Annotated in this window: 24 protein-coding genes and 1 pseudogene; 16 read left to right on the forward strand and 9 right to left on the reverse strand. The window is 72.4% G+C overall.

The window, feature by feature from the left end:
• Positions 1-39 precede the first annotated feature (39 nt).
• The gene (locus ACE101_RS05720; RefSeq protein WP_379126681.1) at positions 40-1,728 is read right to left on the reverse strand and encodes a methyl-accepting chemotaxis protein; all 1,689 of its coding nucleotides are present in this window, start codon (positions 1,726-1,728) and stop codon (positions 40-42) included.
• A 507-nt stretch (positions 1,729-2,235) separates the two neighbouring features.
• On the opposite strand from ACE101_RS05720, the gene ACE101_RS05725 reads away from it, so the two are divergent.
• Positions 2,236-2,496 (forward strand): hypothetical protein, encoded by a 261-nt coding sequence (locus ACE101_RS05725; RefSeq protein ID WP_379126682.1) that lies wholly within the window; start codon positions 2,236-2,238, stop codon positions 2,494-2,496.
• On the opposite strand, the gene ACE101_RS05730 is transcribed toward ACE101_RS05725, so the two are convergent.
• From ACE101_RS05730 to ACE101_RS05740, 3 genes are all read right to left on the reverse strand, one after another.
• Positions 2,486-3,850 carry an NAD(P)H-dependent oxidoreductase gene (locus ACE101_RS05730; protein ID WP_379126684.1) on the reverse strand — a complete coding sequence of 455 codons (1,365 nt, stop codon included), beginning with the start codon at positions 3,848-3,850 and terminating at the stop codon, positions 2,486-2,488. The genes ACE101_RS05725 and ACE101_RS05730 overlap by 11 nt on opposite strands.
• Before the next feature lie 242 nt (positions 3,851-4,092).
• Positions 4,093-6,009 (reverse strand): potassium transporter Kup, encoded by a 1,917-nt coding sequence (locus tag ACE101_RS05735; RefSeq protein WP_379126686.1) that lies wholly within the window; start codon positions 6,007-6,009, stop codon positions 4,093-4,095.
• A gap of 128 nt (positions 6,010-6,137) precedes the next feature.
• Complete coding sequence (locus ACE101_RS05740) at positions 6,138-6,431, reverse strand: GNAT family N-acetyltransferase (RefSeq protein ID WP_379126688.1); 294 nt, start codon at positions 6,429-6,431, stop codon at positions 6,138-6,140.
• A 149-nt stretch (positions 6,432-6,580) separates the two neighbouring features.
• Here ACE101_RS05740 and ACE101_RS05745 point away from each other — a divergent pair, with 149 nt between their 5' ends.
• Positions 6,581-7,402, forward strand: coding sequence for an acid phosphatase (locus ACE101_RS05745; protein ID WP_379126690.1), 822 nt, complete (start codon positions 6,581-6,583; stop codon positions 7,400-7,402).
• A 4-nt stretch (positions 7,403-7,406) separates the two neighbouring features.
• On the opposite strand, the gene ACE101_RS05750 is transcribed toward ACE101_RS05745, so the two are convergent.
• Together ACE101_RS05750 and ACE101_RS05755 are read right to left on the reverse strand one after the other, a co-directional pair.
• Positions 7,407-8,159: a TerC family protein gene (locus tag ACE101_RS05750; RefSeq protein WP_379126692.1), complete on the reverse strand. Its 753-nt coding sequence runs from the start codon at positions 8,157-8,159 to the stop codon at positions 7,407-7,409.
• 21 nt (positions 8,160-8,180) lie between these two features.
• A complete protein-coding gene (locus tag ACE101_RS05755; RefSeq protein WP_379126694.1) occupies positions 8,181-9,098 on the reverse strand; it encodes a lipid kinase in 918 nt (305 codons plus the stop codon).
• A 478-nt stretch (positions 9,099-9,576) separates the two neighbouring features.
• Here ACE101_RS05755 and ACE101_RS05760 point away from each other — a divergent pair, with 478 nt between their 5' ends.
• From ACE101_RS05760 to ACE101_RS05770, 3 genes and pseudogenes are all read left to right on the forward strand, one after another.
• Complete coding sequence (locus ACE101_RS05760) at positions 9,577-10,386, forward strand: hypothetical protein (protein WP_379126696.1); 810 nt, start codon at positions 9,577-9,579, stop codon at positions 10,384-10,386.
• A 104-nt stretch (positions 10,387-10,490) separates the two neighbouring features.
• Positions 10,491-11,612, forward strand: coding sequence for a thermonuclease family protein (locus ACE101_RS05765; RefSeq protein ID WP_379126698.1), 1,122 nt, complete (start codon positions 10,491-10,493; stop codon positions 11,610-11,612).
• A 40-nt stretch (positions 11,613-11,652) separates the two neighbouring features.
• Positions 11,653-11,970, forward strand: a pseudogene (locus tag ACE101_RS05770) (isochorismatase family protein); the annotation flags it as partial.
• A gap of 140 nt (positions 11,971-12,110) precedes the next feature.
• Here the strand turns inward: ACE101_RS05770 and ACE101_RS05775 are convergent.
• A complete protein-coding gene (locus ACE101_RS05775; RefSeq protein WP_379126700.1) occupies positions 12,111-12,962 on the reverse strand; it encodes a LysR family transcriptional regulator in 852 nt (283 codons plus the stop codon).
• A gap of 131 nt (positions 12,963-13,093) precedes the next feature.
• Here ACE101_RS05775 and ACE101_RS05780 point away from each other — a divergent pair, with 131 nt between their 5' ends.
• The 5 genes from ACE101_RS05780 to hisG all read left to right on the forward strand — a co-directional run bounded on the left by ACE101_RS05780 (position 13,094) and on the right by hisG (position 19,643).
• Positions 13,094-14,104 (forward strand): bile acid:sodium symporter family protein, encoded by a 1,011-nt coding sequence (locus ACE101_RS05780; RefSeq protein WP_379126701.1) that lies wholly within the window; start codon positions 13,094-13,096, stop codon positions 14,102-14,104.
• Between the two features lie 201 nt (positions 14,105-14,305).
• On the forward strand, positions 14,306-15,565 hold the full coding sequence (locus tag ACE101_RS05785) for an O-antigen ligase family protein (RefSeq protein ID WP_379126703.1): 1,260 nt from the start codon (positions 14,306-14,308) through the stop codon (positions 15,563-15,565).
• A 108-nt stretch (positions 15,566-15,673) separates the two neighbouring features.
• Positions 15,674-17,197, forward strand: coding sequence for a histidine--tRNA ligase (hisS, locus tag ACE101_RS05790; RefSeq protein WP_379126705.1), 1,524 nt, complete (start codon positions 15,674-15,676; stop codon positions 17,195-17,197).
• 329 nt (positions 17,198-17,526) lie between these two features.
• The gene (locus ACE101_RS05795; protein ID WP_379126707.1) at positions 17,527-18,663 is read left to right on the forward strand and encodes an ATP phosphoribosyltransferase regulatory subunit; all 1,137 of its coding nucleotides are present in this window, start codon (positions 17,527-17,529) and stop codon (positions 18,661-18,663) included.
• Entirely contained in the window at positions 18,660-19,643 is a 984-nt protein-coding gene (gene hisG, locus ACE101_RS05800) for an ATP phosphoribosyltransferase (protein WP_379126709.1), read from the forward strand. The genes ACE101_RS05795 and hisG overlap by 4 nt, the downstream gene beginning before the upstream one ends.
• A gap of 78 nt (positions 19,644-19,721) precedes the next feature.
• Here the strand turns inward: hisG and hemA are convergent, their stop codons facing one another.
• Positions 19,722-20,966, reverse strand: a complete 1,245-nt coding sequence (gene hemA, locus ACE101_RS05805; RefSeq protein WP_379126711.1) for a 5-aminolevulinate synthase — start codon at positions 20,964-20,966, stop codon at positions 19,722-19,724.
• A gap of 186 nt (positions 20,967-21,152) precedes the next feature.
• Here hemA and ACE101_RS05810 point away from each other — a divergent pair, with 186 nt between their 5' ends.
• Both ACE101_RS05810 and murA read left to right on the forward strand, forming a co-directional pair.
• A complete protein-coding gene (locus ACE101_RS05810; RefSeq protein ID WP_379126713.1) occupies positions 21,153-21,302 on the forward strand; it encodes a hypothetical protein in 150 nt (49 codons plus the stop codon).
• Positions 21,303-21,423: 121 nt separating this feature from the next.
• Positions 21,424-22,713, forward strand: coding sequence for a UDP-N-acetylglucosamine 1-carboxyvinyltransferase (gene murA, locus ACE101_RS05815; RefSeq protein ID WP_379126715.1), 1,290 nt, complete (start codon positions 21,424-21,426; stop codon positions 22,711-22,713).
• Positions 22,714-23,154: 441 nt separating this feature from the next.
• On the opposite strand, the gene ACE101_RS05820 is transcribed toward murA, so the two are convergent.
• Entirely contained in the window at positions 23,155-23,478 is a 324-nt protein-coding gene (locus ACE101_RS05820) for a hypothetical protein (RefSeq protein ID WP_379126717.1), read from the reverse strand.
• Between the two features lie 205 nt (positions 23,479-23,683).
• Between ACE101_RS05820 and ACE101_RS05825 the strand changes: the two genes are divergently transcribed.
• From ACE101_RS05825 to ACE101_RS05840, 4 genes are all read left to right on the forward strand, one after another.
• Positions 23,684-24,124 (forward strand): DUF2948 family protein, encoded by a 441-nt coding sequence (locus tag ACE101_RS05825; protein ID WP_379126719.1) that lies wholly within the window; start codon positions 23,684-23,686, stop codon positions 24,122-24,124.
• A gap of 48 nt (positions 24,125-24,172) precedes the next feature.
• Positions 24,173-25,468 (forward strand): histidinol dehydrogenase, encoded by a 1,296-nt coding sequence (gene hisD / locus ACE101_RS05830; protein WP_379126721.1) that lies wholly within the window; start codon positions 24,173-24,175, stop codon positions 25,466-25,468.
• A gap of 94 nt (positions 25,469-25,562) precedes the next feature.
• Positions 25,563-26,051, forward strand: coding sequence for a UPF0262 family protein (locus ACE101_RS05835; protein ID WP_379126723.1), 489 nt, complete (start codon positions 25,563-25,565; stop codon positions 26,049-26,051).
• A 38-nt stretch (positions 26,052-26,089) separates the two neighbouring features.
• Positions 26,090-26,557 (forward strand): arsenate-mycothiol transferase ArsC, encoded by a 468-nt coding sequence (locus ACE101_RS05840; protein ID WP_379126725.1) that lies wholly within the window; start codon positions 26,090-26,092, stop codon positions 26,555-26,557.
• Positions 26,558-26,633: the final 76 nt, after the last annotated feature.

Consider the following 26,633-nt stretch of genomic DNA (forward strand, 5'->3'; position numbering starts at 1 on the left):
CGGCGCCGGGGGACCGGCGCCGGGCGGGGCACCTTCGGATCAGGCCGCGCGCACGCGCTCCAGGAAGCCGGTCACCTCGTGGCCGAGCTGCGCCGATTGGCGCGACAGCACCGAGGAGGCCGCCAGAACCTGCGAGGCCGCGGCACCCGTCTCCCCGGCGGCGCTCGCCACGCCGCTGATGTTGGTGGTGACCTCGCTCGTGCCCATCGCCGCCTGGGCGACGCTGCGCACGATCTCCTGCGTGGCGGCGCCCTGCTCCTCGACGGCGGCGGCGATGGAGGTCGCGACGCGGCTGATCTCCCCGATCCGCTCCGCGATGCTGCCGATCGCCGTCATCGCGGATTGGGTCCGGCCCTGGATCTGGCCGATCTGGGCAGTGATCTCGTCCGTGGCGCGGGCGGTCTGGTTGGCGAGTTCCTTGACCTCGGCGGCGACCACCGCGAAGCCGCGTCCGGCCTCGCCCGCCCGGGCCGCCTCGATGGTGGCGTTGAGCGCCAGAAGGTTCGTCTGCCCCGCGATCGAGGTGATCATCGTCACCACGTCGCCGATCTTGGCCATGGCCGTGCCGAGTTCGCGCATGGAGCCCGCGGTCTGCTCCGCCTCGCCCACCGCCGCCCGGGCGAGTTCCGCCGAGCCCGAGACCTGCCGGCCGATCTCCTTCACGGAGGAGCCGAGTTCCTCGGCGGCGGCCGCCACCGTGTTGACGTTCGTCGCGGCCTCCTCCGCCGCGGCGGCGACGCTGGTCGATTGCTGCGCGGTCTGCGAGGCGGCGCCGGCCATGCCCTGCGCGGTGGCTTCGAGGTCGCGCGCCGCCGACGAGACGAGGCCCACGATGCCGCCCACGGCGCGCTCGAAGCCCTCCGCCATCTCCCGCGTCGCCGCCCGGCGCTGCGCCTCGGTGCCCGCGCGGGCCGCCGCGCTCTCCTCCTCCAGCCGGCGCATGCGGACCAGCCCGTCCTTGAAGACCTGCACCGCGTCGGCGATCGTGCCGATCTCGGTGCGTGCGCCCTGGTGCGGGATCGTCGCCGAGAGATCGCCCGCGGCGAGCGCCTGCATCGGCGTCACCACCGAGGCGATGCCGCGCGAGACGCTGCGCACGATCACGGCCGCCAGCAGGACCGACAGGACGAGGCCCGTCGCCATCGCGAGAAGCCCGACCATGCGGGCGCGCTCGAAGGCCGCCTGACTCCGCGCGGAGGCGTCGATCCCGCCCTGGTTGTTGAAGGCGACGAGCTTCTGAAGGGCGTCCGACATCGCGCGGCGCGGGCCGATGCCGTTCGTCTCGTAATGCTGGAACGCCTCGGCTCTCTGCCCCTTGCGCGCGAGGTCGATGACCACTTGGCGCGGCACCTCGAACGCCGCAGCGGCCTTCAGGTAGGCTTGGTAGAGCGCCCGCTCCTCCGGTGAATCGATCAGCGCCTCGTAGGCGGTCTTGGCCTCGTCCAGCCAGCGGCCGAACTTCTCGAGATCCTTCTCGATCGTGGCGGCGAGCTTGGGGTCGCTGGCCTGGGTGTAGCGCAGGAGCACGCCGTTCAGCCGCGCGGCGCGGGTGTCGATCTCTCCGAGGGCGCGCACGCCGGGCAGCCAATTGGTTTCGATATCGCGGGATTGGTTCCGCATCTGCTGCATCGTCGCCAGGCAGATGCCGCCGAGACCGATGATGAACAGGGTGAGGACCGCGAAAGCAGCGACGAGCTTGGCGCGGATGGACATGGTCTGGATGCGCACGGCGGACCCCGGAGGCATTTTCATGAGCACAGCCGGCATCACGGCCGTCACGATCCATGAACTACCGTCGATTGGTTACCAGAAGCCTATGGCAGCAATTGCCGGTTCGTGTTTGCGGCTATTTCCGAAATGCTTGTGCGGATGGCTGCCGTGGTGCCGGGCCCGATCTGCGCAGCCAACGTGGTCGACAAACGTGGCCCTGCCGCACTGCACATCTGTACGCCGCCCTGCGGTATGATGGGGATCGATTGTTCCATCTCCGCCGACGACCTGACGGCCGTGGCGAGGCGGCCGTCAGAGGGCGCGGCGGCCTCCGCCGGGCCGGGCGGCGCATGCTGCGGCGCACCCGTTGCGGCACGTCCACCAGAATAATTGCCACGCTTACTTGACCGGTTAAGGTTCCCGACCTTAAGCTTTCGTCACATCAACCAGCGGCAGCCCAGGTATTCACCGGTCGACCTCGCGGTCGCACGGCCGGGCGCTGCTTTACGATGAGGGGGGATCAGCATGAGCAGATCGTTCATCGGAATCTGCGTCGCGCTCCTGACGGGAGCCGGCGTGACCGTGAGCCACGCCGAGAGCACGCCGGAGCAGCGCGCCGCCTGCACCCCGGACGTGTTCCGGCTTTGCAGCAGCGAGATCCCGGACGAGACGCGCATCAAGGCCTGCCTGCGGCGGGAGCGTCCGAATCTCAGCCGCGGCTGCCAAGCCGTGTTCAACGCCCTCGACCGGGCGCCGCGGGCCGCGTCGGCGAGCGTCAGGTCCTGAGGACCGTCCCGGTCTCGCGGGCGAACAGGCTCTCCATCTCGCGCCGGAGGCGGACGGCCGGATCGTCCGCCTTGACGGTGACATCCTGCCAGCGCACCGGCTGCCCCGCCGCGACGGGGCGCGTGAGGGTGAAACCGTGGGCGAGCCCGATCGGCAGGCCGCCCGCTTCGAGGGAGGCGCGGGCCGGCATCAGCCGGCCGTAGACGGTGTGGCCGCCCTCGCCGTCGAGGCGCTCGCCCGCCCTGAGGTCGCGCTTGGCCGTCGCCACCACGTCTGCGCGGAAGTCGCGGGTGGCGCCGGTCGGCTCGCCGCGCACCATCACGCTCGCCACCGAGAGGCCGAGTTCGAGCCCGATCAGGTGATAGGGCTTGTACATGGCCGCGTAGCGCCCGCTCGCGTCGGTCTTCAGCCCGTACTCGGCAAAGCAGCGGCGCACGTAGTCCGAGGGGGCCTCCACCACCACGTAGACGCCCCAGCGCAGGTCCCGGAAGACCGGGCGCCCGTCCCGCTCCAGCGACGACACCACCTCGACGGTGCCCGAGACGGGGAGGATGCCGCCCTCGGCTCGCGGCCGCAGCACGCTCGGCAGATCGTCGACTCCGCAGGGCGGGAAGGCGAGGCCGCCCGGCGCCGGATCGAGGTCGCAGGCATTGGCGACCGCCGCCATCTCGAGGGCCGACTTGGTCCCGTCGAGGAAGGAGTTGAACATCTGCGGGTTGAAGTCGCCCGCCGCCACCTGCTCGGGCGTGAAGCCGTAATGGCCCCAGACCGTGTCGGGGGTCGAGGCATGGTAGGCCGGCAGGTACTTGGTGCCCTTGCCCGCGCAGACGACCGGGAAGCCGGCGGTGCGCGCCCAGTCGACCAGCTCGGCGATCAGGGCCGGCTGGTCGCCGTAAGCGAAGGAATAGAGGATGCCCGCCTCGGCGGCGCGGCGTGCCAGGAGGGGACCCGCGAGGGCGTCGGCCTCCACGTTCACCATCACCACGTGGCGGCGATGGTGGCAGCAGAGGAGGGCGTGACGGATGCCGGCCCCGGGATGACCGGTCGCCTCCACCACCACGTCGAGGCCGTCGGACGCGATCAGCGCCTCGGTGTCGTCGGTGACCCAGGTGCCGCCGGTCCGCATCGCCTCGGCGGCGGAGCGGGCCTCGGCCTGCTCGGGCGACCAGCCGACCCGGGCGGTGGCGGCCCGCGCCCGGGCGGGGTCGAGATCGGCGATGCCGACCACGTGCAGGCCGGGCGTGCGCGGGGCCTGCGACAGGAACATCGAGCCGAACTTGCCGGCTCCGATCAGAGCGATGCGGACCGGCCGGCCGGCTTCGGCCCGCGCGGCAAGGGTGCGATGGAGACTCACAGGCGTTTCCTCCCGTCCGCGGCGCTTCCGGCGCGCCGTCATACGATGTCCGACTGGATTGCGTCGCAATGCGGACATCGGCTTCGCTCGCGCGGGCTGCCTGACGCGGCTCCCGAACGGAACGCCCGGAAACCGTATGATACGGTTTCCGGATGATCGCTTCGCGATGCGGAAACCGGCCTCGCTCAGGCGCCGCGCGGGCTCGTGATACGGTTTCCGAAAGTGATCTTCCGGAAACCGTATCAAATCTCGATTTCGGTGCCGACTTCGATCAGCTGGTGCCCCGGTACGCAGAAGAAGGCGCCGGTGCGCTCGGCGTTGCGCATCATGAAGGCGAACAGGTTCTCGCGCCAGACCGCCATGCCGCGCACGTGGTGGCGCGGGATGATGGTCTCGTGGCCGATGAAGACGGTGGGATCCTCGGTGAAGCAGGCGGGGAGGAAACCGGCTCCCGCCGCCTCGGCGAGTCCCTCCGGGACCGAGGCCTCCTCCATGAAGCCGTAGCGCAGGGTGACCCGGTAGAGATCCGGGGCGATGCGCGTCACCGTGGCCCGGGCCTCGGCCGGCACGGTCGGCGTCTCCTCGTAGAGCGCCGTCACGATCACCGTGCGGGCGTGGAGGGCGTGGCTGCGCTCCAGGAACCGGGTCAGGTGGAGCGGGATCCCGCGCTGGGCCGAGGACAGGAACACCGCGGAGCCCGGCAGCCGGATCGGCGGATCCTCCGCGAGGCGGGCGAGGAAGACCTCCTCCGGCATCCGCAGGCGCACCCGGGCCGCCTCCAGGAGCATCGTGCCCTTGCGCCACGTCAGCATCAGGACGGCGATCACCAGGGTCAGCACCAGCGGGAACCAGCCGCCCTCGACGATCTTCACGCTGTTCGCGGCCAGGAAGACGAGGTCGATGGCGAGGAAGAAGCCGTTGACCAGCAGCACCGGCCCGAGGCCGTAGCCCCAGCGGCGGGCGATGAGGGCGGCGAGCAGCGTCGTGATCGCCATCAGGGTCGAGACCGCGATGCCGTAGGCGCCCGCCAGCGCGTCGGAACTCTCGAAGATCAGGACCGCGCTCAGGGTCGCGCCGGCGAGCAGCCAGTTCACCACCGGCACGTAGATCTGCCCGCGCTCGGTTTGCGCGGTGTGCACCACCCGCAGGAACGGGAAGAAGCCGAGCTGGATCGCCTGCTGGGTCAGCGAGAACACGCCCGAGATGATCGCCTGCGAGGCGATCACCGTCGCCACGGTGGCGAGGCCGGTCAGCGGCAGCTGGGCCCAGTCGGGGGCGAGATGGTAGAACGGCCCCTCGATCGCCCCGGGTTCGAGGAGGAGCACCGCCCCCTGCCCGAGATAGTTCACCATCAGGGCCGGCAGCACGAGGCTGAACCACGCGATCCGGATCGGCCCGGCGCCGAAATGGCCGAGATCGGCATACATGGCCTCGCCGCCGGTGACGGCGAGGAAGGCCGCGCCCAGCATGGCGAAGCCCACGCTCCAGCCGGCATGGGCGAGGAAGTCCACCGCCCGCCAGGGATTGACGGCGCCGAGCACCTGCGGCGCGTGCAGGATGCCGCCGATGCCGAGGATCGTGATCACCGCGAACCACAGGAGCATCACCGGGCCGAAGATGCGCCCGATGAAGCCGACGCCCTTGCTCTGCATCACGAACAGGCCGACGAGGATGACGAGCGTGATCGGCAGGACGGCGTGGGACAGGGCGGGCGCGGCGACCTTGAGCCCCTCGACGGCGCTCAGCACCGAGATCGCCGGGGTGACGGCGCCATCGCCGTAGAGCAGGGCGGCGCCGACGAGGCCGACGACGAGGAGGAGCGCCCCCCAGCTGCCGGGCCGGGCGTGCCGGGCCCCGAGGAGAGCCAGCATCGCCACGATGCCGCCCTCGCCGCGGTTGTCCGCGCGCAGGATCAGTACCGCGTACTTGACCGAGACGACGAGGATCAGGGCCCACAGGATCAGCGAGACCGCCCCGAGCACGGCGGGCGCCTCGGCCGATCCGCCCGGGCTCGCCGCCCGCACCGCCTCCTTGAGGGCGTAGATCGGGCTCGTACCGATATCGCCGTAGACGACCCCGAGGGCGCCCAGGATCAGGCCGGGATTGAGGCCGGCGCGTCCCGCCTTGGCATCCGCCGTCACGTCGAGGGACTGGGCCACCGCAGGATCTCCGGCCGGATGAGGGTGCTCGATGTCGGCGTCTGGGCTCTCGATGCGTCGCGGAGCTTAACGCGAAACCGCGCGACGCTTCGGCGAAATCGGCTGCGAGGACGCACGGGCGTCCCGGATCACGCCAGCAGGTCGCGATGCTCCCCGTGGCGGCGCAGCCACGCGCCCGCGTAGCTGCAGAGCGGCACGATCCGGAGGGTCTCGGCACGGGCCAGTGCGGCGATCTCCGCCATCAGCCGTCCGGCGGCCCCGGTGCCCCGCAGGCGCGGCGGCGCGTAGACGTAGCGGATGGCGAGTTCGCCGCGCCTGCGGGCGTAATCCGCGTACACGACCTCGCCGTCGACGACGAGTTCGAACCGGCTCTGCTCGGTGTTGTCGCGCAAGGGGGTGTGGCGCATGGGGGTGTGGCGCATGGGGCGCTCCGCTTCAGGTTCCTCCAACGGGCAGGCCCGGCGGGGGTTTCATGGGTATTCGATTTCCGCGTCGTCGCCGAACCGGTGGCCCCGTCGGCGAATGATGCTTAGACAGCGACCGGCTCCACGCGACAGCCGGAACGATGCCGATGCCCCGCCTGCTCCTCGTCCTCGCCGCCCTCGGGATCGCCACGGGCGCCCTGGCCCGCGAATCCGCGCCGCCCGTCGCCGCCGATCCGGTGACGCCGCAGGCGCCGGCCCGCAAGCCGTATCTCCGCGAGGGCGCCCTCGACACGATCGCGGTCCTGCCGCCGCCCCCGAAACCCGGCACCGAGGCCGATGCGGGAGACCGGCTCACCTATGCGGGCACGCGGGCCCTCAAGGGCACGCCGCGCTGGGCGCTCGCCACCGCCGACGTGGCGGGCGGTGCCGCCCATCTCCTCGCCGATTTCTCCTGCGCCCTCGGCACCCGCCTCGATCCCGGGCAGCTGCCCGCCGTGATGGGGCTCCTCGAACGCACGCGCCTCGACGTGGTCGCGGCGGTGGACCGGCCCAAGCACCACTTCGCGCGCGAGCGGCCCCATCTCGGCAACGACCTGCCGATCTGCGTCGACCGCACCGAGCGGCTGGCGCGGAGCAAGTCCTATCCGTCGGGCCACGCGACGGAGGGCTGGACCTACGCGCTGATCCTCGCCGCCGCGGCGCCCGAGCGGGCGACGGCGATCCTGCGGCGCGGCCGGATCTACGGCGAGAGCCGCCTCGTCTGCGGGGTGCATTGGCGCAGCGACGTGGAGGCGGGGCGCACCACCGGCTCGGCCCTGTTCGCGGCCCTGCAGGGCGATCCCGCCTTCCGGGCCGACCTGGAGACCGCCCGCGCCGAGCTGGCGCGGGTGCTCGCCGGGCCGGCGCTCGTGCCGGACGCCGCCACCTGCGCCGCGGAGGACGCGGCGGCGGCGAACCCGCTGCCCTGACCGGTCAGGACGGTCCGACCGTCCGGGCCCGTGCCTTGCGGGCCCGGCGTCCGAGGATGTTGAGCACCTCGACGCCGGCCGAGAAGGCCATGGCGGTGTAGACGTAGCCCTTCGGCACGTGCGCCCCGAAGCCCTCCGCGATCAGCGTCATGCCGATCATGATCAGGAAGCCCAGCGCCAGCATCACCACGGTCGGGTTGGCGGCGATGAAGCGCGAGAGCGGATCGGCCGCGAGCAGCATCACGGTGACGGCCGCCAGCACCGCCACCACCATGATGGCGACGTGGTCCGTCATGCCGACCGCCGTGATGATGCTGTCGATGGAGAAGACGAGGTCGAGGAGCAGGATCTGCACGATGGCGGCGCCGTAGCCGAGCGTCGCGGTCCTGCCCGCATCCTCCTCGTCCCCGCCGGGATCGACGTTGTGGTGGATCTCCTTGGTGGCCTTCCAGAGCAGGAACAGGCCGCCCGCGATCAGGATGATGTCGCGCCACGAGAAGGCGTGCCCGAACAGCGTCACGACGGGCTGGGTCAGGTGGACGATGTAGGCCACCGTGCCGAGGAGCGCGAGCCGCAGCACCAGGGCGAGCCCGATGCCGATGCGCCGGGCCGAACTCTGCTGGGCCTCCGGCAGCTTGTTGGTGATGATCGAGATGAAGATCAGGTTGTCGATGCCGAGCACCACCTCCATGACGACCAGGGTCGCCAGGGCCGCCCAGGCAGCGGGGTCCGCGGCCAGTTGAAGAAGGGAATCCACGGGTCGTCTCGCTCTCGGTGATCAGGGAAGCAGGGAGGCCCGGACATGCGCCTGGGGAGGCGGGGCATGGATCCGCACGGCCTGCGGCACCACCCGGATGTGGGCGGGCGTCCGCGTGGTGATCTCGCCATCGGTGTTGACCGGCCGCGGCTTGCGCGTGTGGAGCACCACCTCGGTCGTCTGGAAGGCGCGCACGTCGGCGGCCCGCCCCTGCGTGCCGCGCCGCAGGGCCGGCAGCAGGACGAGCAGGCGCCACCAATGGGCGATCTCCAGGCTGTAGAAGTTGAGGAGCCCGTCATCGACGGTGGCGTGCTCCTCCACCGTCATGCCGCCGCCGTAATGCCGGCCGTTGCCGACCGAGACCTGGATCGTGCGCACGGTCTCGGTGACGCCGTCGTGCTCGATCTCCACCGTGAAGGGCCGCGCCTTGCGCAGGAGCCGGACGGCCGCGACCGCGTAGCCGATGGTGCCGAAGCGCCGCTTCAGGTCGGCGGTGAGTTCGCCCGCGAGATCCGCCGAGAAGCCGACGCTCGCGACGTTGAAGAAGTAATGCCCGTTCACGCAGCCGAGATCGATCGGCCGGGCCGGCACCGTGGCGATGACCCGCGCGGCCGCGACCGGATCGAGCGGCAGGTCGAGGCTGCGCGCGAGATCGTTGGCGGTGCCGAGCGGCAGGATGCCGAAGGGCAGGTGCCGGTCGGCCAGGGCCTGCGCGGCGGCGTTGAGGGTGCCGTCGCCGCCGCCCAGGATGACGAGGTCGACCGTCTCGGCCGCCGCGCGGATCAGGTCGCGGCAATCCCGCGCGGGATCGTCCGGATCGACCGGCTCGATGCCGCCGCGGCGCAGCTCCGCCTTCACGGCCGCGAGGTCGAGGCCGCCGTTGCGGGCGCGCGGGTTGACGACGAGCAGTGCCCGTCGCGGCGCCTCATGCTCCGCCATGGGCACCTCCCCGGCGGAGAGGCTGGCCGGCCGGGCGATGGACGCGGCGTGTCACGGTGGCTCCCAGGATCCCGAGGATTCTCAAGTCGGCGTCCCTCATGCGGTGTGCCGGTGGGGAAGGTGCGGGCATCGTCTCATATACGTCCCGCGTGGCATCGCGGCGACGGCCGTCCGGGCTCCGGTCGACCGTTTCCGTTTCCGTCGCGGACGATTCCTTGGGAGGACGAACGAGCGGCCGAGATAATCCGGCGCCTCCGGGCCGGCGGAACGCGGTGCGACGCGGCGTGGATTCGAGGATGGTCGAGGAACCGTGAACGCCGCGGCTGCCGGAAGGGCTTGGGCCTCTCCTCCACAGACGGGGATGTGCATCCCGTTGACAAGCCGGCCCTGCGCCACGGCGTGGCTGGAGAATCGGACCGGGAACCGTCACCGTACCCAGCGACGTTTCTAAGCTGACCTCCGCGCTCCCGGTGCCGCCATGCCTGCTCTCCGATCCTCGGCCCTTCTCGCTGGCCTGTCCCTGAGCGCGGCCCTGGTGGCCGCGCCGGCTCTCGCGCAGCAGCAGGGGCGCAACGGCTGGGTTGATCCGCCTGCCAAGGTGGTCTCGCCGTCGGAGGGCGCCGCCAAAGCCGGCTCTGCCAAATCAAGCTCGGAGCGGCCCGCCGCCGAGGCCGTGCGGGCGCCCGCGTCGAAGCCGGCGAAGACCACCGCCGAGGCGGCGCAGACGACGCGGCGCGCCGAGCGGGCGGCCTTCCGTCCCTCTGCCCATCACGTCGCGCGCGCCGCCCGCGAGGAGCGGCGCGGCCCGGTCCGGCTCGCGATCAGACCAGCCCCGCAGCCAGCCCCGGCGCCCACGGCCTCGGACGGGCGCATGCTCGGCTGGGCCATCGCGGCGCAGGACCTGACCCGCGACTACTTCTCGACCTTCTCGCAGCCGAACGGCGTCTCCCTCGGCTCCACGCCGCACTTCTACGCGGACCGGGTCGAGTTCCACGGCCGCCGGATGACCCTCGGCGCCGTGCTGGCCGAGAAGCGCCGCTTCTTCGCCCGCTGGCCCGATCGCCGCTACCGCGCCCGGCCGGACACCATCCGCACCGCCTGCAACGCCGGGATCGCCACCTGCCAGGTGGACAGCACCGTGGACTTCACCGCCATCAACCCCGACCGCGGCACCCGCTCGCAGGGCACCGTCGCGGTGCGGCTGGGGGTGAGCTTCGCGGCCGGCCGTCCGGTGATCGTCTCCGAGACGAGCCGCGTCCTCTCGCGCGAGCAGGTCGCCAGCCGCTGAGCGCCAGCCGGGGGAGCTTTCCGCTGCGGCACACGGCGCTGCGTCGATCGGCCTTCGAATGATGGATCTTGGGCGCGGCGGTTATCCAGGGTAGACGGTCGGTCATGACGTCGCGTGAGCAAGTGAAGGCCTCGATCCGGGCCGAGATCGACCGGCAGCGGCCCGTGGAGGTCGCACGCCGGACGCTCGAACTCTTGGCGGAATCCGCCGTGCGCGCGGTGGATGCGCCGCCGGGCTATCAGGTCGTCGGTCGGGACGGGGCCCCGCGGGTCCACCGCCAGGGCGATGGGGAACGCCCCTTCACCCTGGCGGACCTGTTCGACGAGCTGCGCCGTCAGCACCCGTCGCTGTTCCTGCCGCCCGCGCCGGTGACGCCGGTCACCCCGCCGGAGACGGCCGCCGCGGCCGTCTCCGAACCGCTGCGAGCGGATGCCGCCGAGGCGGGGTCCGGTCGCGACTGGATGCGGCTGGATCGGGCGCCCGCGGGCACGGCCTCCGCGCCCGCCCGGCCGGCCGCATCGCGCGCGGCCAAGCCCGCCGGCGCGCTGGCGCGCCTCGCCCGCGGCTTCGCGGCCCGCCGCGCCGCGCCGGCCCGGCAGCCCGCTGCCGCGCCGGCGGCCGATGCGGCACCAGCCGCTCCGAGCGGGGAGGGCCTCAAGCCCGCCGTCACCCGCCCGACGCGGACGACGCGTCCCGGGCCGGCACGGCGCCCCCTCGTCGCCGCCCTCGGCCTGGTGGCGCTCGTCGGTGCGGGGGCATGGCTCCTGTCGGGCTCCGAGCCCGCCGCCCCGCCGCCCACCGCCGCCGTTCCCGCGGCGCCGGTGCCCGAGACCAAGAGCGCGGCGGCCCCGCGCCGGGACCCGGTCGAGACGGGCACGCTGGTCCCGGACGAGGCGCCGCCCCAGAAGTCCGCCTCGCTCGCGGGCGTTGCCGAGGTGGTCGACACCGCGACCCTGAAGCTCGGCGGCAAGACCCTGCGCCTGTTCGGCGTCGAGACCGCGCGGGGGGCTCAGCCCCAGGACCTGACGAGCTACCTCGCGGGACGCCCGGTGGCCTGCCAGCCCGCCACGAACGGCTCGGCCTATACCTGCACGGTCGACGGGCATGACCTGTCGGAGGTCGTGCTCTACAACGGCGGCGGCCGGGCCACGTCCGAGGCCACCAGCGACCTCGTGGAGGCCGAGCGCCACGCGCGGACCGAGAAGCTCGGAATCTGGCGCCGGTAGAGCATTGTCCGGCGAAGGGGATGCCGGCTCGTCGCAGAGGATGCGCTGGCGCCTGCCGGCCGCGCTCCTCGACGTGCCGGTTCTGGTGACCGAGCAAAGCCCCGAGGGCCTCGGGCCGACGCTGCCGGATCGCGGCACCCATCCGGTGCTGGAGACGCGGGAATTCGACGCCACCCGGTCGCCGGGCTTCGCCCTGCCGCCGGGGCGGGACCATGTGCCGCTCGCCGGCCGCAAGGCGCATGTCTGCCTGCGTCAGCCGGCGATCAGCCTCGCGGCAGGCGGATTCCAGGTCTTCGCCGTGGAGGATGCGGTGGGGCCGCGACGCGAGGCGCACCGCCGGGCCGGCCTGCGCCGCATGGCCGTGCACGGGGTCGGCCGCGTCACGGTCGAGAGGGGGCCGTTCGAGTGGCTGGAGACGGCGGGCCCCCCGCGCTGGCGCTCATCAAGTGACGCCGCCGGCCAGCAGGGAAAACTCTCGATTGAGCGTAGGCTCCAGGCTCAATCCCAGATATCGGCGTGCAGGATGTCGTGCGCGAGCGTCCGGCTCGGCTCGCGGTGGAGGCCGGGGCCGGCGAGGATGAACTCGACGTCCGGCAGCCGCGGCAGCTCGGCGACCGCGAGTTCCTGAAGGCCGTCCGGGATCAGGCTGCGCGCCTGCACCATCAGGCCGAGCCCGGCGAGCGCCGCGGCGCGCAGCCCGCTCAGGCTGGCGCAGGTGCAGGTGATCCGCCATGCCCGGCTCTCGCGCGCGAAGGCTTCCAGCACGATCGACCGGGTGACGCTGGGCGCCGGGAAGCTGAGGATCGAGACGGGCTCGTCCCGCTCCGGCAGGGCCGAGGGCAGGCCGACCCAGACCAGCCGGTCGCGCCGCACCAGCAGACCCTGCGCCTCGCCGACCCGGCGCTTGCCGAGGAAGAGGTCGAGATCGCCCCGCTCCACCGCCTCCGCGAGGAGCTGCGTGAAGGAGACGCTGAGTTCGAAATCCACCGACGGGTAGCTCGCCCGGAAATCGCGCAGAACCTCGGCGAAGCGCGTCTGCACGAAATCCTCGGAGGCGCCGAAGCGCAGCCGGCCCCGCACGGTGCCCCCCGCGAGGGTGCGCTCCAGCCGCTCATGCGCGTCGAGCACCGTGCGGGCGAAGCCCAGCACCGCCTCGCCCTCCGGGGTCGGCGCCACCGAGTGGGTGTCGCGGGCCACGAGCCGCCGGCCGAGCTGCGCCTCCAGGCGCTGCACGTGCTGGCTCACGGTCGATTGCCGCAGGCCGAGCTGCTCGGCGGCGCGGCTGAAGCTCCGGCTGCGCATCACCGCGGTCAGCGTGCGGAGCAGGGTCGGGTCGATGAGGCGGCTCATGCCTTGTGCGATCCTGCATAGACGGCAGGCAGCTTATCACGCTGTGTGATAGCTGTAATCCCGCACCGCAGCATACCGCGGCGTGAGGAACGGGATTACATCGGGCCCGACCTGTCAGGACCCCCTCAGCGATGCTCGCCCGCCTCCGCCTCGATCCCTTCACGGTGATGCTCCTCGGCTGCCTCCTGCTCGGCTCCGTCCTTCCGGTGGACGGCGCCCCGGCCGAGTGGCTCGGCCTCGTCGCCAACGGGGCGATCGCGCTGCTGTTCTTCCTGCACGGGGCCCGCATCGACCGCCGCACGGCGCTGGCGGGGCTCGCGCATTGGCGGCTGCACCTCGTCGTGCTGGCCACCACCTTCGGGCTGTTCCCGCTGCTCGGGCTGGCGGCCGGGCTCCTCGCCCCGACCCTGCTGACCCCGGCCCTGGCGGCGGGCGTGCTGTTCCTCAGCGTCCTGCCCTCGACGGTGCAATCCTCCATCGCCTTCACGGCGGTGGCGGGCGGCAACGTGCCGGCGGCGGTCTGCGCGGCCTCGGCCTCCAACATCCTCGGCATCGTGCTGACGCCGCTCTTCGTGTCGCTGCTGTTCCACGTCCAGGGCGGCGGCTTCGACTGGAGCGGGGTTGCCAAGATCGTGATGCAGCTGCTCCTGCCCTTCGTGCTCGGGCAGATCCTGCATCCGCGGCTCGGGCCCTGGCTCGCGCGCCGCAAGGGCCTCACCAGCGTGGTCGACCGCGGCTCGATCCTGCTCGTGGTCTATCTCGCCTTCAGCCACGCCACCGCGACCGGCCTGTGGTCGCGCACGCCGCTGCCGGCGCTCCTCGCGATGCTCGCCACCGACCTCGTGCTCCTCGCCTGCGTGCTCGCCATCACCACGGCGGCGAGCCGCCTCCTCGGCTTCTCGCGCCAGGACGAGATCACCATCGTGTTCTGCGGCTCCAAGAAGAGCCTCGCCGCGGGCGTGCCGATGGCGAACGTGATGTTCGCCGGCCAGGATGTGGGCAGCCTGCTCCTGCCCGTGATGCTGTTCCATCAGGTGCAGATCCTCGCCTGCGCGGCGCTCGCCCGCCGCTACGCCGCGCGCAGCCGCCGCCGGGCGGAGGCCCCCGCGCGGGTGGGCGCGGTGTCCCTCGCGGCGCGTTGAGGAAAGATTCACCGACCTGCGCGATCTTCGTGGGGAGCCAGGTTGCGTATCGGCTCCGTTCCTTGAACGACCGGCCCCGCCGTGCCTCGCGCGCGGCGGGGCTGCGCGTTTGGGCAAGGCTTTCTTCACCCTCTTGCTTCAGGCGGCGCATACGGTTGGCGCCCTAGTGTCGCTCCGGTCGCATCCGTCCGGAGCTGCCCGATGACCACCGCCGTCCTGCCCCGCCGCGGCCTCGGCGGCCTGCCGCTCCTGCGCGTCCTGCACGGGCTCGGGCTCGCCCTGATGGCGGCCTTCGTCTTCTTCGCCTGCTTCGCCTTCTCGGACGCCTCGCCCTACGACCTCGTCGCGCCCGCGGCCATCGCCCTCTGGCTCCTGCTCGGCGTCCGGCTCCATCGCGGCGCGGTGCCGCTCGTGATGCTGCTCCTCGTCTTCGTCGGCACGACGGTGCTGGCGCTGCTGCCCTATCTGGGGGAGGACAAGCCGGTCCTGTGGACGATCCAGCTCTGCTACCTCGCGGTGACGGGCATCTTCTTCGCGATGTTCTTCGCCGACGACACCGAGCGCCGGGTCGAGCTGGTGCTGAAGGTCTACACGGCGAGCACCCTGTTCTCCGCAGCGCTCGGCCTCGGCGGCTACCTGGAGCTGATCGGCGACGAGGACCTGTTCAGCAAGTACGGCCGCGCCTCGGGCACCTTCCAGGACCCGAACGTGTTCGGCTCCTTCCTGACGCTCGGCGCCCTCTACCTGATGCACAACCTGCTCAACGGCCGGACGCGGCACCGGCTGCTGTCGGCGGCGGGGCTCGTCCTGCTGCTCGGCGGGATCTTCCTCTCCTTCTCCCGCGGCTCCTGGGGCGGCACCGCGGTGGCGATCGCCCTGATGGTGACGAGCATCTGCCGCACCACGGCCTCCCCGGACCTGCGCCGCCGCATCCTGCGCAGCACCGCCGCGACGCTCATCCTCGGCGGCGCGGCGCTGGGCGGACTCCTGTCGGTGGGCAGCGTCGCCGAGACCTTCACCAAGCGCGCCGCGGTCACGCAGGATTACGACGAGGGTGAGACCGGACGGTTCGGCAACCAGATCCGCGGCTTCGGCCTGCTGATGGAGGAGCCGATGGGCTTCGGCCCCCTGCGCTGGCGCCTGATCTTCAACCTGGAGCCGCACAACTCGTATCTGGGCGCCTTCGCGAATGGCGGCTGGGTGGCGGGTGCCACCTTCATCCTGCTCGTGCTCTCGACCACGCGGGTGGGCCTGCGTCTGATGCAGGCGCCGACGCCCTTCCGGCGCCACGCCCAGATCGTGGTGCCGGCCCTCCTGATGTTCTTCCTGCAGGCCTTCCAGATCGATGTGGAGAAGTGGCGCCACGTCTACATGATGCTCGGCATCGTCTGGGGCCTGGAGGCGGCGCGGGTGCGCTGGCTCTGCCGGCCCACGGTTTGCACGGCGCGCCAAATGGTCTAGAGCGCCTGCGGCCTTGGCGGGCCGGAAAGCCCGCCTGCGCCCCGGCCTCCATCCATCCGCCCGAACCGTCCGGAGGGGCCGCGTCACGACGACCGGATGTCTGCCGCCATGTCCAAGCCCGCGAAGGCCGCCACCCTCAAGCCCCGCCTGCCGCGCGGCCTCATCGACCGCGGCCCGGCCGAGATCGCCGCCACGCAGCGCATGCTGCAGACGATCCGCGAGAGCTTCGAGCTCTACGGCTTCGAGGCCGTCGAGACCCCGTTCATCGAGTACACCGAGGCGCTCGGCAAGTTCCTGCCGGATCTCGACCGGCCGAACGAGGGCGTGTTCTCGTTCCAGGACGACGACGAATCCTGGCTCTCCCTGCGCTACGACCTCACGGCGCCGCTCGCCCGCTACGTGGCCGAGCATTTCGATGCCCTGCCCAAGCCCTATCGCAGCTACCGGGCCGGCTACGTCTTCCGCAACGAGAAGCCGGGGCCGGGCCGCTTCCGCCAGTTCATGCAGTTCGATGCCGACATCGTCGGGGCGCCGAGCGTCGCGGCCGATGCCGAGATCTGCATGATGGCCGCCGACACCCTGGAAAAGGTCGGCATCGCCCGCGGCGACTATGTGGTGAAGGTCAACAACCGCAAGGTGCTCGACGGCGTCATGGAGGCGATCGGCCTCGGCGGCGACGATCAGGCCGGGCGCCGCCTCACCGTGCTGCGCGCCATCGACAAGCTCGACCGGCTCGGCGTCGACGGCGTCCGCCTCCTCCTCGGGCCCGGCCGCAAGGACGAGAGCGGCGATTTCACCAAGGGTGCCGGGCTCTCCGACGCGTCGATCGACCGCATCATCCGCTACGTCTCCTTCCAGGCCGCCCCCACGGTGGGCGGCGACCGCCTCGCCTTCTGGGAGAGCTTCTTCGGGGGCTGGTCCGACGTGGTGGGCGACTCGGAGACGGGCCGCCAGGGCATCGCGGAGCTGCACGCCATCCTGCGCCTGTGCGAGGCGGCGGGCTACGGGCACGATCGCGTCCGGGCCGACCCCTCCGTGGTGCGCGGCCTCGAATACTACACGGGCCCGGTCTACGAGGCCGAGCTGACCTTCCCGGTCGTCGGCGAGGACGGCCAGACCGTGCGCTTCGGCTCCGTGGCCGGGGGCGGGCGCTACGACGGCCTCGTCGGCCGCTTCCGCTCCGAGCCGGTACCGGCGACGGGCTTCTCCATCGGCGTCTCGCGGCTGTTCTCGGCCCTCCAGATCATCCGGAGCCCGATCGTGGCGGGAGCCGCCGGGCCGGGGCCGGTGGTGGTGCTGGTCCTCGACCGCGAGGAGATCGCCGCCTATCAGGCCCTGGTGGCGCGCCTGCGCGGCGCGGGCATCCGGGCGGAGCTCTATCTCGGCGCGGCCGGCCTCAAGGCGCAGATGAAGTATGCCGACCGGCGCGGCGCCCCGTGCGTGGTGATCCAGGGCTCGAACGAGCGCGCCGCCGGCGAGGTCCAGATCAAGGACCTGATCGAGGGCGCGCGGGCCGCCGAGGCCATCGCCAGCAACGCCGAGTGGAAGGCCGCCCGCCCGGCCCAGTTCTCGGTGCCGGAGGACGAGATGGTGGCCCGGGTGCGCGAGGTGCTCGACCGGCATTTCTCGTGAGGGGAGGCCGGTGGCATTCCCCCATCACCGCCGACGTGGATCTGGAGCGCGCGATCCCCTCTCCTATGTGGGTCGGGGTGAGGGTGGGGACGGTGCAGCAAGCCGACCGACCCGTGCCGCTGGCAGCTCGACGGCTCGGAGTGATCCTGAGCCCGAGCCATCCTCACGTGGGACCTTCGATCCCCTGACCCTCGGGATCTTCGATCCCCTGACCCTCTCCCCCACGAGAGAGGGGGATCGCGCCTCATGACCGAACAGCCTTCCGCAATCGCCGCCATCGCCAGGGCGGGGCGCGGTTGCTACAGGGACCGGACGAACGGATCAGGACGATGACGGGCAACGGAGCCGCGCAGATCACGTCGGCCGCCCATGAGCGGCTGCTCGCCTTCTTCGAGGGGCGGGGCTATGCGCGCGTCGAGCCGCCGGTGCTGCAACCGGTCGAACCCTTCCTTGAACTCTCGGGCGAGGACATCCGGCGGCGCATCTTCATCACGCAGGATGCGGGCGGCGCGGAGCTGTGCCTGCGGCCCGAATACACCATTCCGGTGGGGCGCCATCACCGGGCGGTGGCCGGCTCCGCCCCGGCCGACTACGCCTATCTGGGCCCGGTCTTCCGTCTGCGGGCGGCCGAGCCGGACGAGTTCCATCAGGCCGGCATCGAGTCGATCGGCCGGACCGACATCCCGGCCGTCGATGCGGAGATCCTCGGCCTCGCGGTGGAGGGGCTGGAGCGCCTCGGCCGCCAGGACCTTCAGGTGCGCCTCGGCGACATGGGCCTGATCACCGCGCTCCTCGACGCGCTCGCCGTCGCGCCCGCCGCCAAGCGGCGCTGCCTGCGCGCCATCGCGGCCGGCCGCTCCCTCGACGACCTCGTGGCGCCGGCCCCCGTCGGCGAGGCTCATGCGGGCCTGCTCAGCGCCATCCAGGGCCAGGATCCGCAGGGCGTGCGCGCCTTCGTGGAGGACGTGCTCGCCATCGCGGGGATCAGCCGGGTCGGCGGGCGCAGCGCGGGCGAGATCGCCGAGCGCTTCCTCGCCAAGGCCGCGGCCCATGCGGGGGGCGGGGCGGGACTCGGCCCGGAGACCCGCGCGGTGATCGAGGCCTATCTGGCGGTGAGCGGCGACCCGGACCGGGTCGCGGCGGATATCCGCGAGCTGATCGGCCGGGCCGGGCTCGCCGCGCCGGGCTTGCAAGAGGCCATCGCCCTGTTCGAGGAGCGCAACGGCTTCATCGCGGCCCGCGGGCTGCCGCTGGAGCGCTTCACCTTCACCGGGCGCTTCGCCCGCAACCTCGACTATTATACGGGCTTCATCTTCGAGATCGCGGAGACCGGGGGCGAGCGGCCGGTGGTCGGTGGCGGGCGCTACGACGGGTTGCTCCAGCATCTCGGCAGCCCGGATCCGCTGCCGGCCGTGGGCTGTTCCTTCTGGCTCGACCGCCTCGCCGCCCGGGAGATCGCCCGATGACCCGTGCCGATGGCCCCCTGGTCCTGGCGGTGCCCTCCAAGGGCCGCCTTCAGGAGAACGCCGCCGCCTTCTTCGGCCGGGCCGGCCTCGTGCTCGCCCAGACCAGCGGCGCCCGCGACTATCGCGGCCACCTCAAGGGCGTGGCGGATGTGGAGGTGCGCTACCTCTCGGCCTCCGAGATCGCCGGCCAGCTCGCGAGCGGTGCGGCGCATCTCGGCGTCACCGGCGAGGATCTGATCCGCGAGACGCTGCCGGATTCCGGCGCGCAGGTGGAGCTGCTCACGCCCCTCGGCTTCGGTCAGGCGACGGTGGTGGTGGCGGTTCCGCAGGCCTGGATCGACGTGCGCAGCATGAGCGACCTCGACGAGGTCGCCATCGACATGCGGCTGCGGCACGGCCGGCGCCTGCGCATCGCCACCAAGTACGTGAACCTGACCCGGCGCTTCTTCGCGGCCCACGGCGTCGCCGATTACCGCATCGTCGAGAGCCTGGGCGCCACCGAGGGCGCCCCGGCCGCCGGCAGCGCCGAGATCGTGGTCGACATCACCACCACGGGCGCGACGCTCGCCGCCAACGCCCTGAAGGTGCTGGACGACGGCGTCATCCTGCGCTCGGAGGCGAACCTCGTCGCCTCGCTCGGCGCGTCCTGGGGACCGACCGCGCGGGCCGCCGTGCAGGCGGTGCTGGGCCGGATCAGCGCCGAGGAGCGCGCGCGCACCAGCCGCGAGGTGCGGGCCGGGATGCCGGGAGAGCCCGTCGACGTCGCTGCCCTCGCGGCGGCGCACCGGGCCGAATTGCCCTACGGCGCCCCCGAGGGGCGGGGCGAGATCGTGCTGCGCTGCCCGACGGACGCGGTCTTCGACCTCGCCGATGCGCTCGCCCGGGCGGGCGCGCAGGGCGTGAGCGTGCGGCGCATCGACTACGCCTTCGCGGCGGAGAACCCGCTGATCGAGCGGCTGCTGGCGCGGATCGGGGGCTGAGCGGGCGGTTCGAGCAGTCCGAACAGTCCGGGGCCGCGCCGACGCCTCGTGGGGCGGCGTCCGGAACCGGTCCTGCGCCTACTCCGCCGCCTCCACGAAGACCGTGCCGGCCCGCGGCAGGTCGAGGGCGTCCCACACCTCCACCAGCGCCTCGGTCAGCCGGGCGATCTCCGCCTCCCCGTGGAACGGCGAGGGCGTGATGCGCAGGCGCTCGGTGCCGCGCGGCACGGTGGGGTAGTTGATCGGCTGGATGTAGATGCCGTGGCGCTCCAGCAGCCGGTCGGCGGCGGCCTTGCACAGCTCCGCATCGCCCACCATCACCGGCACGATATGCGTGTCGGTCGGCAGCACCGGCAGGCCGGCCTGCGCGAGGGCCGCCTTCGTGCGCGCCGCCTGGCGCTGGTGCGCCTCGCGCTCGGCCTGCGAGCGCTTCAGGTAGCGGATCGAGGCGGTGGCCGCCGCGGCGATGGCCGGGGGCAGGGCGGTGGTGAAGATGAAGCCCGGCGCGTGGCTGCGCACCGCGTCGCACAGGGCCGCCGTCCCGGTGATGTAGCCGCCCACCACCCCGAAGCCCTTGGCGAGCGTGCCCTCGATCACGTCGAGGCGGTGCATCACCCCGTCCCGCTCGGCGATGCCGGCCCCGCGCGGGCCGTAGAGGCCCACCGCATGCACCTCGTCGATGTAGGTCATCGCGCCGTAGCGGTCGGCGAGGTCGCAGATCGCCGCGATCGGCGCCACGTCGCCGTCCATCGAATAGACGCTCTCGAACACGATCAGCTTGGGCCGGTCGCCCGCGTCGCGCAGCAGCGTTTCCAGATGGCCGAGATCGTTGTGGCGGAAGATCGTCTTCTCGCAGCCGGACTGGCGCACGCCCTCGATCATCGAGTTGTGGTTGTAGGCGTCCGACAGGATCAGGCAGTTCGGGATCAGCTTGGCGAGGGTCGAGATCCCGGTCTGGTTCGAGACGTAGCCCGAGGTGAAGACGAGGGCCGCCTCCTTGCCGTGCAGGTCGGCGAGTTCGCGCTCCAGGTCCACGAGCGGTGAATTGTTGCCCGCGATGTTGCGGGTGCCCCCTGCGCCGACGCCGCAACGCAGCGCGGTCTCGGTCAGCGCGCCGACGACCGCGGGATGCTGGCCCATGCCCAGATAGTCGTTCGAGCACCAGACGGTGATGTCGCGGGCCGTGCCGTCCGGCTGGCGCCAGCGGGCGGCCGGGAAGCGGCCGGCGACGCGCTCGATGTCGGCGAAGACGCGGTAGCGGCGCTCGCCGTGCAGGCGGTCGAGGGCCTTGCGGAAGATGGCCTGGTAGTCGGTCTCGGGCATCAGGATCCCTTCGGCTCCCCGGAATCCGCGACAGGGGCACCGGATCGCCCGGGTCGCGCCTTGATCTCGCTCAAATCCGGCTGGCTTTGTAACTGGATCAGGTTAAGGCGGGATGCGCCGTATCTGCCGCCTTCGGCCCCCGGGTGGAAGGCCAAACCGCGCGGCGGCGACGATGGGTCGCGAGACATGGACGATAGTCGCAAGGATCCCCGCGCGGAGCGGTTGAAGGCCGCCCTGCGGGACAACTTGAAGCGCCGCAAGGCGCAGGCCCGCGGCCGGGCCGGGACGGAGGCGCCGCCCGCGGAGGCGGATCCACCGGCCGAGCGCGAGCGTTAGGAGAAGCGTGGCCTTAACGGCCGCGGCAGGATGGTCGCCCCCCGGGTCCGATGCGCGGGCGGCGCGACGAGGCGAGAGGACAGCCGCGGGTGACGGCCGCGGCTTGGTTTAGGGAACCGACATGGACCGTATCCACATCACCGGCGGCGCGCCGCTCCACGGGGAGATCCCGATCTCGGGCGCGAAGAACGCGGCCCTGCCGCTGATGATCGCGAGCCTGCTCACGGGTGAGACCGTGGAGCTCGCCAACGTGCCGCGCCTCGCCGACATCGCCTCGCTCCTGCGCATCCTCGGCAATCACGGCGTCGACCACATGGTGGTGGGCAAGCGCCCCGGCCAGACGGCGGAGACCGGCCAGACCATCCGCCTCACCGCGAGCAACGTCATCGACACGACGGCGCCCTACGAACTCGTCTCGACCATGCGGGCGAGCTTCTGGGTGATCGCGCCGCTGCTCGCCCGCTTCGGCGAGGCCAAGGTGTCCCTGCCGGGCGGCTGCGCCATCGGCACGCGCCCGGTCGACCTGCTGCTGATGGCGATGGAGCGCCTCGGCGCCACGGTCGAGATCGACGGCGGCTACGTCATCGCCCGCACGCGCAACGGCCTGCGCGGGGCCGACATCACCTTTCCGAAGGTGACGGTGGGCGGCACCCACGTGGCGCTGATGGCGGCGGTCCTCGCCCAGGGCACCACGGTGATCGAGAACGCCGCCCGCGAGCCGGAGGTGGTCGATCTCGCCGCCTGCCTCGTGAAGATGGGCGCGCGCATCGAGGGGGCGGGCACGCCGCGCATCGTGGTGGAGGGCGTCTCCCGCCTCGGCGGCGCCCGGCACGAGGTGCTGCCCGACCGGATCGAGACCGGCACCTACGCCATGGCGGTGGCGATGACGGGCGGCGACGTGATCCTGCGCGACACCCGCGCCGACCTGCTGCACAGCGCCCTCGACGTGCTCGCCACCACGGGAACCGAGGTGACGCCGCTCCCCTACGGCATCCGGGTGCGCCGCAACGGGACCGGCGTGGTGGCGGTGGACGTCACCACCGACCCGTTTCCGGGCTTCCCGACCGATCTCCAGGCCCAGTTCATGGCCCTGATGACCCGGGCCAAGGGGCAGTCGCGCATCCGCGAGACGATCTTCGAGAACCGGTTCATGCACGTGCAGGAACTGGCGCGGCTCGGGGCGCGCATCCGCCTCGAGGGCGACCTCGCGGTGGTGGAGGGCGTCGAGCGGCTGAAGGGCGCCCCGGTGATGGCGACGGACCTGCGCGCCTCGGTCTCCCTGGTGATCGCGGGCCTCGCCGCCGAGGGCGAGACCTCGATCAACCGGGTGTATCACCTCGACCGCGGCTTCGAGGCCCTGGAGGCCAAGCTCGGCCGCTGCGGCGCGCAGATCCGGCGCGAGCGGGTCTGACCCGGGGCGGGCGCTCTATCCGAGGAGAGGTGCGCCGGTCTGGTGGGTGATCCGGTATCCGCGGCCTCCGCCGGATCTCCTGCGCGCTCGACCCCGCCTTGCGGGCTGGGGGGCTCCTGCCTCTGGCGCGCTCGCCTGCTCCGCGAACCTGGAGCGGCGCGGCCGCGCGCCAGAGCTTCGCGCACCGCGAACGCCTTGATCATGCACGCATTCCCGTTGCCGTGACCTGCTGGGCCCGGTGCCCGGCCTGCGCTGCCTGTCTGTTCGCGCGGTCGGGTCTATTCTGCTCGGCCGGGATGTGCGTTACGCTTGGGCCGTCGCTCCTTCACGGGAGCGCGGATTGAAACGTTTCGGCCAGCTCACCGTGTCGGCGAACAGTCGCCCCCTTCCCGGGAGCGACGCTCGGCCGACAACAATCCGGCGATCGCAGGCTGAAGCGGCTCAGAACCCGATCTGGCCGCGCTTCAGGCCGAAGCCCGGAATCTCGCAGCCGCAGGGGGCGTTGATCGGGCCCGGGCGGGTCGGGCAGGTGCCGCGCGCCGTCACGCACATGCGGCCGGCCCGGCCGCCATAGCCCGGCTCGCGGCGGTAGATGCGCTCCTCGTAGCCCTCGCGGTAGCGCGGACGCGGGCGGTCGTACTCGTCGCGGTACTCGTACCGGCGCCGGGGCCGGTAATCGTCGTCGCCGTAATACTGCGCGAAGGCCGGGGCGATGCTGCCGCCGATGGTCAGCGCGGCGAGCGCCGCGAGCGTCACGGATTTCACGAGGTCTTCCTCCTTGTCTCCACCATACCTAGGGGCATCCGGATGAATGCAAGCTGAGCCCGGCGAGTCGAATCCGGCCCGTCGCGCCCTGGCGGAGGCGGCCGCCGGTGGTTGTCCCCGGCGGGAGGCATCGCCACCTACCGGGAGTAGCGATCCCCCCGGGATCCACCCCTTGCCAAGGACGCCGACAGTGACGGACGCGGAGATGGAGCTTCTGAAGCTCGCTGCCCTCGACGCCGACGACCTCGCGGTCATCTCGGCCCATCTGCAGGACGCGGTCCTGCGGGCCGGCGATCTCGCCTATCTGCCGCGGGAGCGGCGCTTCGCCCTGGTCGCCCGCCGGTTCGACTGGACGGCGCCCGAGGGCGCCGGCCCGCGGCGGCGCCTCACCGGCCTGCATTTCAACCGGGTGCTCTCGGTGCGCTGCCGCGGCATCCCGCGCGAGACCCCGGACGCGGTCCTCGAACTCCTCGCCATCACCTTCGAGCCGGGCGAGGCGCCCTCCGGCACCGCCACGCTCGTCTTCGCGGGCGGGGGCGCGATCCGGCTCGAACTCGAATGCATCGAGGCCGGCATGAAGGATCTCGGCCCGGTCTGGGGGGCGGAGAGCCGCCCGGCCCACGCCATCCCCCTCGACGCCGCCTAGTTTCTCTGCCATCCGGGCGGTCGCGACCCCGGCTCCCGGACCACCTGAATGCTGCGCCTCGATTCCCGCGATCCCACCTTCGATGCCGACTTCGCCCGCCTGCTCTCCGTGAAGCGGGAGGTGGCGGAGGACGTGGACGAGACGGTGCGCGGGATCATCGCCGCGGTGGTGGAGCGGGGCGACGACGCGCTCGTCGACTATACCCGCCGCTTCGACGGCTACGGGTCCGACTTCACCGCCGCTTCGCTGCGGGTCTCGCCCGAGGAGGTGGAGGCCGCCGTCGCGGCCGCGCCCGCCGAGGCCCTCGACGCACTCCATCTCGCCCGCGCCCGCATCGAGACCTATCACCGCGCCCAGCTCCCCGCCGACCACCGCGAGACCGACGCGCTCGGCGTCACCCTGGGCTGGCGCTGGACGGCCCTCGAATCCGTCGGCCTCTACGTCCCGGGCGGCACCGCGAGCTACCCGTCCTCCGTGCTGATGAACGCGATCCCCGCCAAGGTGGCGGGCGTGCCGCGCATCGCCATGGTGGTGCCGACGCCGGGCGGCGTCACCAACCCGCTCGTGCTGGCCGCCGCGCGCCTCGCGGGGGTGGACGAGATTTTTCGCGTGGGCGGCGCCCAGGCGGTGGCGGCCCTCGCCCACGGCACCGCCACCATCGCGCCGGTCGCCAAGATCGTCGGGCCCGGCAACGCCTTCGTGGCGGCGGCCAAGCGCCGGGTGTTCGGGCAGGTCGGCATCGACATGATCGCCGGCCCCTCCGAGGTGCTGATCCTCGCCGACGACAGCGCCAATCCCGAATGGGTCGCCGCGGACCTGCTCGCCCAGGCCGAGCACGACACGGCCGCCCAGGCGATCCTGATCACCGACAGCGACGCCCTCGCCGCGGCCGTGGCCGCCGCGGTGGAGGGCCAGCTCGCCACCCTGCCGCGGGCCGGGATCGCCCGGGCGAGCTGGCGCGACTACGGGGCGATCGTGCGCGTCGCGCGCCTGTCCGACGCCATCCCGCTGGTCGACCGCCTCGCGCCCGAGCACCTGGAGATCGAGGCCCGGGACGCCGAGGCCCTGAGCGCGCGGGTGCGCAATGCCGGCGCGATCTTCCTCGGCGCGCACACGCCGGAAGCCATCGGCGACTACGTGGGCGGGCCGAACCACGTGCTGCCCACCGCCCGCTCGGCCCGCTTCTCCTCGGGGCTCGGGGTGCTCGACTTCATGAAGCGCACCTCGATCCTGTCCTGCTCGCCGGAGGCTTTGCGGGCCCTGGGGCCGGCCGCGGTGGCGCTCGGCCGGGCGGAGGGGCTCGACGGCCACGCCCGCTCGGTGGCGATCCGCCTCAACCTGTGATCCTGCCCACCCGTCCGGCTTGCGCTGCCGCGCGCTCTCGCGTCTGGTAGCGCCGCGCCGCCGCGCGCTGTCCGACCATCCGGGGATGATGAGAATGTCGAGCGACGCTCCCGATCCGCGCAAGCGCCTCGCCGCGGTGACGCTCGACGAGGATTCGATCGGACGCGGCAACCCGGACCAGGAGCACGAGCGCGCCATCGCGATCTACGACATCCTGGAATCGAACCGCTTCTCGGTCGCCAACCACGACGGCGGGCCCTACGCGCTGAGGCTCGGCCTCGTCGAGAACAAGCTCGCCTTCGCGATCACGACCGCCGCGGGCGAGCCCGTGATGACGCATCTCCTCTCGCTCACGCCGTTCCGCGGCGTGATCCGCGACTACGAGATGATCTGCGACAGCTACTTCAAGGCGATCCGCACGGCCTCGCCGAGCCAGATCGAGGCGATCGACATGGGTCGGCGCGGCGTCCACAACGAGGCGTCGGAGCTGCTCAAGCAGCGGCTCGACGGCAAGGTCGAGGTCGACCACGACACGGCCCGGCGCCTGTTCACGCTGATCTTCGCCCTGCACTGGAAGGGCTGAGACCCCATGGCCGAGGCGGCCGCGGAGGGGAGCGGCCCGTGACCGATCTGCCGGGGAAGCCCGCGACCAAGCCCGCGCGGCGGGTGCAGTCGGTGCTGTTCGTCTGCAACTTCAACGCCGTGCGCTCCGCGGCAGCGGAGGCGCTCGCCCGGCATTACTTCGGCAAGTCGGTCTACGTGCAGTCGGCGGGCGTGCGCTCGGGCGAGCCGGTCGATCCCTTCATGGTCGCGGCCCTCGACGAGGCCGGCATCGACGCCCACCGCCACCGTCCCCGCACCCTCGCGGAGCTGGAGGAGTGGGAGGGGCTGAACTTCGACCTGATCGTCTCGCTCTCGCCGGAGGCCCACCACGCCGCCCTCGAACTCACCCGGACGGTGGCGGCGGAGGTCGAGTACTGGCCGACGCCGGACCCGACCGTGGTCCAGGGCTCGCGCGAGCAGCGGCTCGATGCCTATCGCGACGTGCGCGACGGGCTCACCGCGCGGATCCGCCGGCGGCTGAAGTAGGGGCGGAGGCGCCGCGCGACCGGTCCCTCCGAGCTTGACCCCCGCCGGGGGGCGGTCCTAGAGCACGGGAAATCCC

The sequence above is a fragment of the Methylobacterium carpenticola genome, from assembly GCF_042748905.1.
Classification (GTDB): domain Bacteria; phylum Pseudomonadota; class Alphaproteobacteria; order Rhizobiales; family Beijerinckiaceae; genus Methylobacterium; species Methylobacterium carpenticola.

What these genes read in the sequence shown, in the direction of transcription:
- ACE101_RS05755 (WP_379126694.1), bottom strand. Translation starts at nt 9,098, where the DNA reads ATGGCGGAGCATGAGGCGCCGCGACGGGCACTGCTCGTCGTCAACCCG.
- ACE101_RS05725 (WP_379126682.1), top strand. Translation starts at nt 2,236, where the DNA reads ATGAGCAGATCGTTCATCGGAATCTGCGTCGCGCTCCTGACGGGAGCC.
- ACE101_RS05745 (WP_379126690.1), top strand. Translation starts at nt 6,581, where the DNA reads ATGCCCCGCCTGCTCCTCGTCCTCGCCGCCCTCGGGATCGCCACGGGC.
- hemA (WP_379126711.1), bottom strand. Translation starts at nt 20,966, where the DNA reads ATGCCCGAGACCGACTACCAGGCCATCTTCCGCAAGGCCCTCGACCGC.
- ACE101_RS05775 (WP_379126700.1), bottom strand. Translation starts at nt 12,962, where the DNA reads ATGAGCCGCCTCATCGACCCGACCCTGCTCCGCACGCTGACCGCGGTG.
- hisS (WP_379126705.1), top strand. Translation starts at nt 15,674, where the DNA reads ATGTCCAAGCCCGCGAAGGCCGCCACCCTCAAGCCCCGCCTGCCGCGC.
- murA (WP_379126715.1), top strand. Translation starts at nt 21,424, where the DNA reads ATGGACCGTATCCACATCACCGGCGGCGCGCCGCTCCACGGGGAGATC.
- ACE101_RS05780 (WP_379126701.1), top strand. Translation starts at nt 13,094, where the DNA reads ATGCTCGCCCGCCTCCGCCTCGATCCCTTCACGGTGATGCTCCTCGGC.
- ACE101_RS05760 (WP_379126696.1), top strand. Translation starts at nt 9,577, where the DNA reads ATGCCTGCTCTCCGATCCTCGGCCCTTCTCGCTGGCCTGTCCCTGAGC.
- ACE101_RS05740 (WP_379126688.1), bottom strand. Translation starts at nt 6,431, where the DNA reads ATGCGCCACACCCCCATGCGCCACACCCCCTTGCGCGACAACACCGAG.
- hisD (WP_379126721.1), top strand. Translation starts at nt 24,173, where the DNA reads ATGCTGCGCCTCGATTCCCGCGATCCCACCTTCGATGCCGACTTCGCC.
- ACE101_RS05835 (WP_379126723.1), top strand. Translation starts at nt 25,563, where the DNA reads ATGTCGAGCGACGCTCCCGATCCGCGCAAGCGCCTCGCCGCGGTGACG.
- ACE101_RS05810 (WP_379126713.1), top strand. Translation starts at nt 21,153, where the DNA reads ATGGACGATAGTCGCAAGGATCCCCGCGCGGAGCGGTTGAAGGCCGCC.
- ACE101_RS05765 (WP_379126698.1), top strand. Translation starts at nt 10,491, where the DNA reads ATGACGTCGCGTGAGCAAGTGAAGGCCTCGATCCGGGCCGAGATCGAC.
- ACE101_RS05825 (WP_379126719.1), top strand. Translation starts at nt 23,684, where the DNA reads ATGGAGCTTCTGAAGCTCGCTGCCCTCGACGCCGACGACCTCGCGGTC.
- ACE101_RS05795 (WP_379126707.1), top strand. Translation starts at nt 17,527, where the DNA reads ATGACGGGCAACGGAGCCGCGCAGATCACGTCGGCCGCCCATGAGCGG.
- hisG (WP_379126709.1), top strand. Translation starts at nt 18,660, where the DNA reads ATGACCCGTGCCGATGGCCCCCTGGTCCTGGCGGTGCCCTCCAAGGGC.
- ACE101_RS05785 (WP_379126703.1), top strand. Translation starts at nt 14,306, where the DNA reads ATGACCACCGCCGTCCTGCCCCGCCGCGGCCTCGGCGGCCTGCCGCTC.